We start from the raw sequence: 12,268 nt of genomic DNA, 5'->3' as shown, positions 1-12,268 counted from the left end.
AGATTCATTGCAATTCTCTTTAAATTTTCGCACTAGAATCTGGTATATTTTTGCTAGAATTGATAGCGTTTCTGTATTGTGAAGGAGATAGATTCGTTTCTCGTTTAAATGATTGTGCAAAGAATGATTGGGAAGAAAAACCGGTAATAGTTGAAATGTTAGAAATTGAATAGTTGGTAGTTTCTAACAATATTTTACTTTCTCTAATACGAGTTTGAATTAAGTATTCAATAGGTGAAACGCCGACGAATTTCCTGAAAGAATGGGATAGATAATATTTATTTATATGACTAATTCGTGCTAATGTATCCAGGCTAATATTTTCGTGAAAATGCTGCTTAATATAGTTTTTAATAAATTCAATATCTTTATTGATTTTTTGAGTAGATGTTTTCTCTACATTAAAAGATTTTTTTCGCATCATTTTAAGTAGTAATATTTCCAGAATATTTTGTATAATTAAATCGTAATCTTCTTGATGGTTTTCCACTTCCTCGACCAATTGCTGAAGATAGAAGAGAAAGTTTTTTTGATCCTGGCTATAATTATGAATAGTAACTGGACTAGGATTTTCTATGGATGAAAAGGACAGACCTTGAATACCTAGTGCGATGTATTCGAGCGGGTAATCCATATCAGACTTTTCCGTGTGCTCAATATTTGGATTGATGATAATCAAATTGTGTTCTTGGACAGGGATTTCTTCTTTATAAAAGATAAATGTTCCTTTGCCCTTAGTAATATATAATAGCTCTGTAAAGTGATGCGCATGAATGGTACTGTGCCAATCTTTATCGTATTTTGATTTTGTTATATAAAGAAGTTTTACGGGAAGATGATTTCGTTGAAACTGTGGAATCTCATATACTTCATTGGACAAATGAATCCCTCCTTCATAGATTTTTTATCTATTTTATAAAGATTTTAGTGGGATATTCAGTAAAAAGCAAGATATCTAAAAAACAGAACAAGATGTTTATTGTGAAAGCGTTATCTATTTTGTATTCTTTAATTATGAAAGGAAGATTAGGAGATGGGGGTAAATAGAGATGAAAAAAAAGTTATTGTTGTCTGGAATGACAGCTTTGTTATCTTTTAGTTTAATAGCTTGCCAAGGTAATACTACAAAAGTTGATAATTCTAAGGATGGTAAAGGCTCCAGTGAAAAACAAACCATTCATGTGGCAACACTTGAATCGGCTTATGGTAAAGAGATGTGGAGCAAAGTAATTGACGCATATGAAGCTGCTAATCCAAAAGTTGATGTTAAATTGACAGTGGACAAAAATCTTGAGGATGTTATAGGCTCAAATATGAAAGCAGGAAAGTATCCGGATGTTGTGTTGTTGGCAACTGGGAGAAAACAGGCACTAACAGAAACTTTAATTAAAGATAAAGCATTAGAAGACATTACTGATGTTTTTGATAAAAATGTTTATGGTGAAGATGTTAAAGTCAAAGATAAGTTAGTACCAGGGCTTACTGGTACACCTGCGACTAATCCTTATAATGACGGTAAAATTTATATGGCACCGATGTTCTATAGTCCAACTGGATTATTCTATAATGCCAGCTTATTAAAAGAAAAAGGTTGGGAAGTGCCGAAGACTTGGGATGAGATGTGGGCTTTGGGAGATAAAGCGAAAGCAGAAGGGATTTCATTATTTACTTATCCTACAACAGGCTACTTTGATACATTCTTCTACTCTTTATTACTAGGGGTGGGTGGACCTGAGTTGTTTAATAAAGCTATGAAATATACAGATGGTGCTTGGGAAAGTTCTGAAGCAACGAAATCGTTTGAAATTATCGGAAAATTAGGAAAATATACAGAGCCAACTACTGTTGCGAATGCAAATGATAAAGACTACAAGAAAAATCAACAATTGGTTCTCGATAACAAAGCTTTGTTTATGCCAAATGGTACATGGGTAGTTGGTGAAATGAAAGAAGCTCCTCGATCTAAAGGGTTTGAATGGGGCATGATGGCTTTACCAACAATCGATGCTAATAGCGACCGCTATGCATTTACTTTCTTTGAACAAATGTGGATTCCTTCGGCAGCTAAAAATAAACAACTTGCTAAAGATTTCATGACGTTTGTTTATTCGGATAAGGCAGCTGAAATTTTTGCTGAATCGAGTGCGATTCAACCTATCAAAGGCCTTTCTAATAAACTGACAGGTGAAAATAAATCATTCTATAGTATCTATGATAATGGAGTGAAAGTGGGAATAGGTGGATTTGCTGCAACGAAAGCCGTTGAAGGTGTAAGTATGCCAGATACATTATTTAGAACGATTGACAGTGTTATTTCTGGTGATAAAAAGGTGAAAGATTGGCAAAGCTCTGTTGAAAAAGTGAGTGACCAATTACGGTCTGCATTAAAATAAATTAGTTTTCACTACGTACAATGGTGAGCAGCTAGTCTCACCATTGTACTTATTAACTGAGGTGATGGCATGAATAAGACAATAGAAAAAAGAATTTTTATTTTTGTTTGCACTGCACCGGCACTACTACTGTTAGCCATTTTTATGATTGTTCCTACAATTGAGGTATTCAGGATGTCCTTATATAAGTGGGGAGGATTTTCTAATAATAAGGTATTTGTTGGATTAGAAAACTTCAAAATTTTATGGAATGATATGAATTTCTTTCGATCTCTCCAAAACAGTATCGTATTAATTGTTATTGTTACACTTATCACGATGGTGATGGCGATCTTGTTTGCCACTTTGTTAACGAGAGAAAAAATAACAGGTAAAAGTTTCTTTCAAATTATTTTTTATCTCCCTAATATTTTATCCGTTGTAGTTATCGCAGGAATATTTTCTGCAGTTTATGATCCAACTACAGGATTGTTAAATAATATACTTGCTTTATTTAACCTTGAAAATCTTCAAAAGATGTGGCTTGGCAATCAAAAAATTGCCATTTACAGCATTGGTGGGGCACTCATTTGGCAAGCGATTGGTTATTATATGGTCATGTATATGGCGGCAATGGCAAGTATTCCGGAAAGTTTTTATGAAGCATCTGCTTTGGAAGGTGCTGGACGGGTCAGACAATTTTTCAGTATTACGTTACCGTTAATTTGGAATAACATTCGGACGACGTTAACTTTCTTCGTTATTAGTACGATTAATTTAAGTTTTCTACTCGTTCAAGCGATGACTGGCGGGGGACCTGACGGATCGACGGAAGTGTTTTTAAGCTACATGTATAAGCAGGCTTACACTAATTCTTCTTACGGTTATGGTATGGCTATTGGGGTGGTCATTTTCCTATTCTCATTCGCATTATCTGCAATTATAAGCGGTGTCACTAAAAGGGAAGTGTTGGAGTATTAAGGAGGTCCAAAACGATGGAAACACAAAAAAGAATGACTACAGAAACAGCTTATCGAGATCCAAATATGATGGGAACCGAAAAAGAAATGATTGTAGAAGCAGCTTATAAAGCCCCAAAAATAGTTAAGCCCCAAAAAGGTATGACTACAGAAGCAATATATCGTTGTTTTATATATGTAGCACTGATTACGTTAGCAATTTCTATTATTATTCCTGTTGCATGGGTTTTCTTAGCCTCAGTGAAGCAAAACTCGGAGTTTTATGGAAGTCCTTGGGCCATGCCGAAAAGTTTCTATTTTCAAAACTTTATCGATGCTTTCCAAAAGGCAAATATGGGTACCTATATGTTGAATTCAGTTATGGTAACCGCGTTGGCTCTGCTCATTTTATTGATTGTGGCCTTACCAGCAGCCTATGTGTTGGCAAGGTATACCTTTAGAGGAAGCAAGTTAATAAATACTTTTTTTAAAGCTGGATTATTCATCAATGTGAACTACATTGTTGTTCCAATTTTCTTGATGTTATTGGACGGAGATACCTTTTTACAAGGCCAAATTGGTGATGGATTTCTACTAGACAATTTATTTGTTTTAGCATTGGTATATGCGGCAACGGCGTTACCATTTACCATTTACTTGCTGTCTAGTTTTTTTCAATCGCTTCCATCTACGTATGAGGAAGCGGCGTTGGTCGATGGTGCCGGATATTTTAAAACAATGATTTCAGTCATGATTCCGATAGCTCGTCCAAGTATTATTGCCGTCATTTTATTTAATTTTCTTGCCTTTTGGAACGAATACATTATTGCCTTAACATTAATCCCAGGACCGAATAAAACGTTACCTGTTGGGTTAATGAACTTGATGGCAGCTCAGAAATCTGCTGCGAACTATGGTCAAATGTATGCAGGCATGGTTCTTGTCATGCTGCCAACTTTGATTTTATACATCATTGTTCAAAAAAAATTAACACAAGGAATGTCCCTTGGTGGTTTAAAGGATTAGAGGAGGATTTACATGAAAAAGGAAAAAGGCCGTGTTACTTTACCGAGTGAAGAAAATTTTCTTAAGGAAACAAAAGAATTGATGGAACGATGGGGTGCGGATGCGATTCGCGATAGTGATGGAACGAAACTAGACGATGATATTAAACAATTGGATGCGAAAATTTATACGACCTATTTTGTTGCTCGAGCTCACAATGAGTTCGCAGAGAAGCACATGGACGAATGCCAGCAACTTTATTTAATGAGCTTGTTCAATACTGCGCTTACTGAAACCCTTGAAATTGAGTTTATGAAAGGCTACTTTGAGGAACAATTAAAGCCGGATTACGTTCACAGTCCTAAAAAATACTGGGAGGTTATTGACCGGACAACCGGAAAAGTTGTTGACGTTAATGATTGGGAAGTAAAGGAAGAGCAAAATCGTGTTTTGATTACGAAGGCGATTCCTTGGCATGAATATACGGTTTCATTCCTAGTCTATGCGATTTGGGATCCAACCCAAATGTACAATCATATTACTAATAATTGGGGCGATAAGCCACATGATATTCCTTTTGATGTCAGGCAGCCACATTCCAATGAATTTATGAAAAACTATTTAAAACAATGGCTGACAGAAAATCCAGATACAGATGTGGTTAGGTTTACAACGTTTTTCTATCATTTTACCCTTGTGTTCAATAATCTTGGCAAAGAGAAATTTGTCGATTGGTTCGGATACGGTGCTAGTGTTTCAGTTGCTGCTTTGGATGCTTTTCAAAAAGAAAAGGGCTATCGCTTAAGACCAGAGGACATTGTTGATCAAGGTTATTATAATACTTCGTTTCGAATTCCAACTACCGCATTTTTAGATTATATAGATTTTGTTCATAAGTTCGTTGCTGAAGAAGCAAAGAAGCTTGTGGATATTGTCCATGAAAGCGGAAAAGAAGCAATGATGTTCCTTGGTGATAACTGGATTGGTACAGAACCATATGGGAAATACTTTGAAAATATCGGATTGGACGCAGTTGTAGGCAGTGTGGGCGGCGGAGCCACACTACGTATGATTGCAGATATACCACATGTTCGTTACACAGAAGGGCGTTTCTTACCTTATTTCTTCCCAGACACTTTTTACGAAGGTAACAACCCGACGATTGAAGCGAATGAAAACTGGTTAACGGCACGCAGAGCGTTACTACGGAACCCTGTTGATCGTATCGGCTATGGCGGTTATTTAAGTCTAGCTTATCAATTCCCGGAATTTATCTCCTATATTGAAAAGGTTACTGAGGAATTTCGTGAAATTCATGACACGATTAAAGGTGTTCAACCATACAGCGGACTTAAAGTTGCAATTTTGAATTCTTGGGGCAAGTTGAGAACTTGGCAAACACATATGGTTGCTCACGCTCTATGGTATAAACAAATTTATTCTTATTTAGGTGTTTTGGAATCCTTGAGTGGGGCTGCTGTGGAAGTTTCGTTCATTAGTTTTGATGATGTCATTAACGAAGGGATACCTGAAGATATTGACGTTATCATTAATGCCGGCGATGTAGGCACAGCTTTTTCAGGAGGGGCTAATTGGATTAACGAAAAGTTAATCACTACAATTAGGGCCTGGATGTATAACGGTGGAGGTTTCATAGGTATTGGCGAACCGACAGCCTATCAGCATGAAGGACATTATTTTCAATTGGCGAACGTCTTAGGTGTTGACAAAGAATTAGGATTTAGCTTATCAACAGATAAATATTTTATTAACCCTGTCGAAAATCACTTTATTTCTGCTGACAGCACCCAATTTGATTTTGGTGAAGGAATGAAAAACATTTATGCGTTATCAGATAAAACCGAAATAATCGAATATTCGAATGATGAAGTCCACCTTTCTAGTCATCCGTTTGGAGAAGGTAGAGCTGTGTATATAGCAGGGCTGCCATACAGCGAAGAAAATACACGTCTGTTGATGCGCGCATTATACTATGCTGCCAATAAAGAAGGAGAATTTCAAAAGTACCATGCGAGTAACATTTATTGTGAAGTCCATGCATATCCATCCATTCAGAAAATGGCGATCGTTAACAATTCAATGATCGAACAAAAGACAGTTGTATACGACGGACAAGGAAACAGAAAAGAAGTGACATTGGCACCTAGTGAGATTCGATGGGAGGACGTTTTAAATGAAGGCTAGTGCTGTATTCATTATTAAAATTGTTGTGTTTATCGTATGCCTGTCTTTAATTATCATCTACCAAAAGACGGCTGGTAAATTCGAATTGGGTATGATGTTGATTGGATTAGCTGGTCTCTTAGGGCTACTTTATGACTACAATCGGAAATACGTATAAATCAACCAGGGCAAGTGAATTGATCAAGGGATCGTACATTTATATTCAACGATAACAATTATAAAAAATACTCAATAATTCAAATACAAACCTAGGGGTGCGGACAAATGAAAAAGGCAGTCGGCATTGATATTGGGGGAACGAAGATTGCAGCGGGAATCATTTCGGACACTGGCGAACTGCTTGAACGTGCGGAAATAAAAAGTGATCCTTCAGACGGAGAAAAAATGTTTGGTAAAGTTGTAGAAGCTGTGGAACAAGTTCTTAGAAAATCATCGATTTCCATAGCTGATATCGAGGGGATTGGTGTTGGGGTACCGGGGAAAGTAGATTTCGAGAAGGGAATTGCCGTTTTTCAAAACAATTTACCTTGGAGGCAGTTTCCTATTTCGGTACGTTTGCAAGAGCAATTTGGTATTCAGCGGATCACGATTGACAATGATGTTTATATGGCGGCTTATGCCGAATGGAGAGCAGCACATATAAAAGAGGATGAAACCTTTGTTTACGTGACTATAAGTACGGGAATATCTTGTTCTATCATTCATAAAGGCTCATTTTTTAGGGGGGCAGGATTTGCTGGAGAACTGGGTTTGATTCCTGTCCTCACGAGAGGGGACAATGAACGATTAGAAAAAATTGCTGCTGGGCCAGGAATTCAGAGAATAGCCAAAAGAGACTTACAGGTAGATACGATTTCAACAAAGGATGTTTTTACTAGTTATATAAACGGGGTACCAGAATATCAGTCCATCATCAATGAGGTAACTGATTATGTAGCTCAAGGTCTTTATAAGATTTCCTGTTTATTAGATCCGCATAAAATGGTTTTTGGTGGCAGTGTCATTGTGAAAAATCCATTTTTACTAGAGTTGATTAAAGAGAATCTGAAAAGGTATCAGCTTCCAGAGCAACAACATCTTTTGGAGCAGATGAGCATTAGTACATTGGCACAAAATAATGGAGTTGTTGGTGCAGGATTACGAGTATTTGAAGGTATGTAATGAGGCGGCGCCGCTCTTCTTTAATGGAGAGCATGATGGCAAATTGATAGAGGAGTGGACGAATATGTTTACATTAAGTCAAGACAAATTAGTTTCGTTAGGCGCATCGATAACAACGGCGGAAATAAGACGACAGCCTGATTTATGGGATGAAACCTTTACTTTGTATAAGGAGAAAAGCGAGGGGATTAATGAGTTTTTACAAAAAATAGTAACGAAACACAACCGGGTTCGAGTTATTTTTACAGGCGCTGGAACGTCTGCCTATGTCGGTGATACAGTCACCCCTTATTTAATAGAAAAAGTCGATGAACAACAGTGGGAAGTACTAAGTATTCCGACAACCACGTTAGTTTCAAATCCTTACCAATTTTTCAAAAAGGATTTTCCGACCGTACTCGTTTCATTTGCTAGAAGCGGAAACAGTCCGGAAAGTGTTGCTACTGTACAATTAGCTGAGCAAATAGTAACGGATTTGTATCAAATAACGATTACTTGTGCGAAAGACGGTAAATTAGCCAAACGGGCCGTGAATAATGAAAAGAATCTATTGTTATTGATGCCTGAAAAATCAAATGATCAAGGATTTGCAATGACAGGAAGTTATACTTGCATGGCATTAACGGCATTACTCGTTTTTGATTCTATATCGACAGAAGAAAAATCGAAGATAGTGAAAAAAATCCATCAAATGGGTGAAAGTGTCATTCAAAGAGAAAGTGACATTCAAAAGATAGTAGATTTTGATTTTGACCGAATTATTTACTTGGGCTCTGGTAGTTTAGAAGGCTTAGCGAAAGAATCACAATTAAAAATATTAGAACTGACAGCCGGGAAAATTGTTACCGCATTTGATTCACCACTCGGATTCCGACACGGTCCAAAATCATTTGTAAACGAAAAATCATTAGTTTTCGTGTTTGTTTCTAACCATCCGTATACACGTCAATATGATTTAGATATGTTAAAAGAAATGCAGCAGGACGACATTGCTAGTTATATTTGTGCCATTGAGGTTGATGGAGAAACTAATTATGCTGGGAACAGATTTGTATTCGGCAGCGAGGCTCAGTCTGTACCAGATGCCTACTTAGCGTTACCTTTTGTCATGATTGGGCAAACAGTTTCACTGTTAGCTTCCGTGAAAGTAGGCACTACACCGGATACACCTTCACCGACAGGAACAGTAAACCGTGTCGTTAAAGGTGTTACCATTTACGAATATGAGTAACTTGGATAGGAGAAACATATATGTCTATTTTTATCTTTGCAGATAAGTTTTTTCTTGAGGAGATGGTTACGGGGCCTGGATTTTTAGGGGTAAAAAACGGAAAATTCGGTGTTTTTTCGGAAACTAGGCCAGAGGATACGGAAGAAATTATTGAGTATAGAGGACATTGGATCGCTCCTGGCCTAGTAGACACACATATTCATGGATTTAGAAATCATGACATTATGGACAATAGTTTTGGGGGACTGAACCAAATTTCGGTAGGACTCCTTTCTTGCGGCGTTACATCCTTTTTACCGACAACTTTAACATCCTCAATAGAATCGTTAAATAACGTCGTTGAAATGATTGGTGCCAATTACACAAAAGTGCAAGGTGCAAAAATTAAAGGAATCTTTTTAGAAGGACCGTTTTTTACTGAAAAGCATAAAGGAGCACAAAACACGAAATATTTTTGTGACCCATCAGTTGAAATGTTGAAAGTTTGGCAAGAATTATCAAATAATGCTATTAAAAAAATCGCGATTGCACCTGAAAGGAAAGGGGCAGCGGAATTTATTGAATATGCTGTAGGAGAAGGGATTGCAGTGGCGTTAGCTCACAGTGACGCAACGTATGAAGAAGCAAAGCAAGCGGTTGAAAAAGGAGCTTCCATTTTTATTCATACTTTCAATGGAATGAGTCCATTGCATCATCGTGAGCCAGGGATGGTCGGAGCGGCCATGAATTTAAAAGATGTTTTTGCCGAAATCATATGTGATGGACATCATGTACATCCTGTTTCCACAAATATTTTAATGAATATCCGTGGCAGAGAAAAGGTTGTAATGGTGTCCGATTGTATGATGGCTGGAGGTATGCCTGAAGGAATGTATCAGCTGGGAGAATTTCCTGTGAAAGTAAAAGAGGGGATGGCTCGTTTGGAAAACGGAAGTTTAGCAGGGAGCATTTTGCAATTAAAAGATGCTGTAAAAAATGTCGTCGAGTGGGGAATTGCCACACCTGAGGAAGCGATTTACATGGCGAGTACGGCACCAGCTAAAAGTATGCAGCTCGATGGCGAATGCGGGAAGATTGCCGAGGGATATGATGCTGACTTTATTGTGATGACGCCAGAGATGGATGTAACTGCTACCTATCTTGACGGTGTATGCCGTTTTCAAGCTTAAACAAATTTCTGAAAGAGGGATTACCAATGATACTATCTGTCACCATGAATCCATCGGTCGATATTTCCTATCCGATTCATGAATTAAAGTTAGATGTTGTTAACCGTGTGGAAGCGGTTCGTAAAACTGCTGGTGGAAAAGGCTTGAATGTTGCGCGAGTGATCGCTCAAATGGAAGCAGGTGTCCTAGCGACAGGTGTGCTTGGTGGTACGATTGGGGAATACATTATTCAAGAATTAAATAAAGTCAATATTCCAAATGACTTTTTGACAATCAAAAAAGAATCAAGAAATTGTATTGCCATTCTTCATGAAGGGATGCAAACAGAGATTTTAGAATCTGGGCCAACATTATCCAAAGAAGAAGGGGTTAGTTTTTTAGAAAAGTTTGAGTTGCAACTTACAGCAGCTTCACTTGTGACAATTTCGGGCAGTTTACCGAAAGGGTTACCGACTAACTATTATTATCAAATGTTAGAAATCTGTCATAAACATGGAATTCGAGTAATTATGGATTCGTCTGGGGAATCTTTGAAACAAGCGATGCTTCAGAAAGAAAAACCATTCGCAATCAAACCGAATAAAGCGGAATTATCTCAGCTGTTAGGCATTAACATGGACGCGGGAATCATAAATCTAAAGCAAGTATTAAATCATGAACTATTTACTGGGATTGAGTGGATTATCGTGTCAATGGGTAGTGAAGGTGCATTTGTTAAGCACGGCGAGGACTATTACAGAGTTACGATCCCGAAAATAGAAGTGGTCAATCCGGTTGGGTCTGGTGATGCGACTGTAGCAGGATTAGCTGTGGCCCTACATCAAAGCCAAACGGTCGAGATTGTTCTTAAAACGGCGATGACTACAGGAATGTTAAATACGATGGAAGCTGGAACGGGCTATATTAATGTGAATAAGTTTAAACATTACTTTGATCTCGTTAAAGTTGAAAAAATAGATTGAAAGAGGAGAATGTTGATGTTAGAACTAACCAAAAATAAATTGGAAGCTCTAAAACGTTTATCTGCTGAAAATGGCATAATTGGAGCATTGGCTATTGATCAACGTGGTTCATTGAAAAAAATGCTTGCGTCTGGCGGTGCAAGTCATGTTGGAGATGAAGGCATTATCCGTTTCAAAGAATTAGTTTCTGAGGAATTAACACCATTTGCTACAGCGATTCTTTTGGACCCTGAATACGGTCTGCCAGCGGCTAAGGTCCGCGATAAAGAATCGGGCTTAATCGTAGCGTATGAAAAGACTGGATACGATGCATCAGAAGTAGGCCGATTGCCGGATTTATTACCAGAATGGTCAGTGAAACGATTAAAGGAAGCAGGTGCCGATGCCATTAAATTCTTACTCTACTATGATGTCAATGAAGATGAAAAAATTAATAACTATAAACATGTCTATATGGAACGTATCGGATCTGAGTGTGTAGCTGAAGACATACCATTTTTCTTAGAGATTGTTACGTATGATGCTGACAGTGATGATTTGAAAAATAAAGCATATGCAAAAATAAAACCGTATAAAGTAATTGAGGCCATGAAGGAGTTCTCAAAACCGCAATATAAAGTAGATGTATTAAAAGTAGAAGTTCCAGTAGATATGAACTATGTAGAAGGATATGCAGAAGGTGAATTTGTTTACAGTAAAGAAAGAGCAGCTTCCTATTTTAAAGAACAAAGTGAAGCAACTAAGCTGCCATTTATTTTCCTGAGTGCCGGAGTAAACGCAAAATTATTTCAAGAAACATTAAAATTTGCTAAAGACTCCGGATCTACCTTTAACGGAGTGTTATGTGGTCGGGCAACTTGGAAAGACGGTGTTATTCCGTTTGCTATAGGCGGTGAACAAGCAGGTCGTGATTGGTTAAAAGATATTGGTAGAAGGAATACTGAAGAACTGAATCTCGTATTGAAAGAGACAGCTAACTCATGGTTTGCTAAAGTAAAAGTAGCAGCTGAGCTTCAAAGTTAGTACAATATCTTTTCTTTCATATGTCCTTCATTTCTTGAACAAATATTTGCACCAGAACGACTTTTTAAATGGAATGAATAAAAATGAGTAGACATTCGTCTGCTCATTTTTTAGTGCGTCTAGTATGGTCGCAAATCCTAGATTAAAAGCCCAGAACAGTTCATGACTATAGGGAGGGGGA

The 12,268-nt window shown here is 37.5% G+C and carries 11 protein-coding genes; 10 read left to right on the top strand and 1 reads right to left on the bottom strand.

What is annotated here, in order from left to right; translation table 11 throughout:
- Positions 1 to 19 precede the first annotated feature (19 nt).
- Positions 20 to 880, bottom strand: coding sequence for an AraC family transcriptional regulator (locus AABL52_RS17110; protein WP_340421550.1), 861 nt, complete (start codon positions 878 to 880; stop codon positions 20 to 22).
- A 169-nt stretch (positions 881 to 1,049) separates the two neighbouring features.
- Between AABL52_RS17110 and AABL52_RS17105 the strand changes: the two genes are divergently transcribed.
- The 10 genes from AABL52_RS17105 (at position 1,050) to lacD (ending at position 12,087) form a co-directional block, all read left to right on the top strand.
- Entirely contained in the window at positions 1,050 to 2,393 is a 1,344-nt protein-coding gene (locus tag AABL52_RS17105) for a carbohydrate ABC transporter substrate-binding protein (protein WP_341518022.1), read from the top strand.
- A 69-nt stretch (positions 2,394 to 2,462) separates the two neighbouring features.
- Positions 2,463 to 3,353: a carbohydrate ABC transporter permease gene (locus AABL52_RS17100; RefSeq protein ID WP_341518021.1), complete on the top strand. Its 891-nt coding sequence runs from the start codon at positions 2,463 to 2,465 to the stop codon at positions 3,351 to 3,353.
- Positions 3,354 to 3,367: 14 nt separating this feature from the next.
- Positions 3,368 to 4,357: a carbohydrate ABC transporter permease gene (locus AABL52_RS17095; protein ID WP_000449886.1), complete on the top strand. Its 990-nt coding sequence runs from the start codon at positions 3,368 to 3,370 to the stop codon at positions 4,355 to 4,357.
- 12 nt (positions 4,358 to 4,369) lie between these two features.
- Positions 4,370 to 6,541: a 1,3-beta-galactosyl-N-acetylhexosamine phosphorylase gene (gene gnpA / locus AABL52_RS17090; RefSeq protein ID WP_341518020.1), complete on the top strand. Its 2,172-nt coding sequence runs from the start codon at positions 4,370 to 4,372 to the stop codon at positions 6,539 to 6,541.
- Positions 6,531 to 6,698 (top strand): DUF6903 family protein, encoded by a 168-nt coding sequence (locus AABL52_RS17085; RefSeq protein WP_340421553.1) that lies wholly within the window; start codon positions 6,531 to 6,533, stop codon positions 6,696 to 6,698. Before gnpA ends, AABL52_RS17085 begins: the two co-directional genes overlap by 11 nt.
- Before the next feature lie 107 nt (positions 6,699 to 6,805).
- Entirely contained in the window at positions 6,806 to 7,702 is an 897-nt protein-coding gene (locus AABL52_RS17080) for an ROK family protein (RefSeq protein WP_341518019.1), read from the top strand.
- Positions 7,703 to 7,766: 64 nt separating this feature from the next.
- Positions 7,767 to 8,933 (top strand): SIS domain-containing protein, encoded by a 1,167-nt coding sequence (locus tag AABL52_RS17075; protein WP_341518018.1) that lies wholly within the window; start codon positions 7,767 to 7,769, stop codon positions 8,931 to 8,933.
- 20 nt (positions 8,934 to 8,953) lie between these two features.
- Positions 8,954 to 10,102, top strand: coding sequence for an N-acetylglucosamine-6-phosphate deacetylase (gene nagA, locus AABL52_RS17070; protein ID WP_341518017.1), 1,149 nt, complete (start codon positions 8,954 to 8,956; stop codon positions 10,100 to 10,102).
- Between the two features lie 26 nt (positions 10,103 to 10,128).
- Positions 10,129 to 11,064, top strand: a complete 936-nt coding sequence (gene lacC / locus AABL52_RS17065) for a tagatose-6-phosphate kinase (RefSeq protein WP_341518016.1) — start codon at positions 10,129 to 10,131, stop codon at positions 11,062 to 11,064.
- A gap of 15 nt (positions 11,065 to 11,079) precedes the next feature.
- Positions 11,080 to 12,087, top strand: a complete 1,008-nt coding sequence (lacD, locus tag AABL52_RS17060; protein WP_341518015.1) for a tagatose-bisphosphate aldolase — start codon at positions 11,080 to 11,082, stop codon at positions 12,085 to 12,087.
- Positions 12,088 to 12,268: the final 181 nt, after the last annotated feature.

The organism is Bacillus paramobilis, from assembly GCF_038096195.1.
GTDB lineage: Bacteria > Bacillota > Bacilli > Bacillales > Bacillaceae_G > Bacillus_A > Bacillus_A mobilis.
The sequence above is the reverse complement of the archived record's forward strand: the minus strand, read 5'-3'. Positions and strand labels throughout refer to the sequence as shown.

Bases quoted from the DNA above. Each gene is read 5' to 3' on its own strand.
- AABL52_RS17095 (WP_000449886.1), top strand. From the start codon at position 3,368: ATGGAAACACAAAAAAGAATGACTACAGAAACAGCTTATCGAGATCCA.
- AABL52_RS17100 (WP_341518021.1), top strand. From the start codon at position 2,463: ATGAATAAGACAATAGAAAAAAGAATTTTTATTTTTGTTTGCACTGCA.
- AABL52_RS17075 (WP_341518018.1), top strand. From the start codon at position 7,767: ATGTTTACATTAAGTCAAGACAAATTAGTTTCGTTAGGCGCATCGATA.
- gnpA (WP_341518020.1), top strand. From the start codon at position 4,370: ATGAAAAAGGAAAAAGGCCGTGTTACTTTACCGAGTGAAGAAAATTTT.
- AABL52_RS17105 (WP_341518022.1), top strand. From the start codon at position 1,050: ATGAAAAAAAAGTTATTGTTGTCTGGAATGACAGCTTTGTTATCTTTT.
- lacD (WP_341518015.1), top strand. From the start codon at position 11,080: ATGTTAGAACTAACCAAAAATAAATTGGAAGCTCTAAAACGTTTATCT.
- lacC (WP_341518016.1), top strand. From the start codon at position 10,129: ATGATACTATCTGTCACCATGAATCCATCGGTCGATATTTCCTATCCG.
- nagA (WP_341518017.1), top strand. From the start codon at position 8,954: ATGTCTATTTTTATCTTTGCAGATAAGTTTTTTCTTGAGGAGATGGTT.
- AABL52_RS17085 (WP_340421553.1), top strand. From the start codon at position 6,531: ATGAAGGCTAGTGCTGTATTCATTATTAAAATTGTTGTGTTTATCGTA.
- AABL52_RS17080 (WP_341518019.1), top strand. From the start codon at position 6,806: ATGAAAAAGGCAGTCGGCATTGATATTGGGGGAACGAAGATTGCAGCG.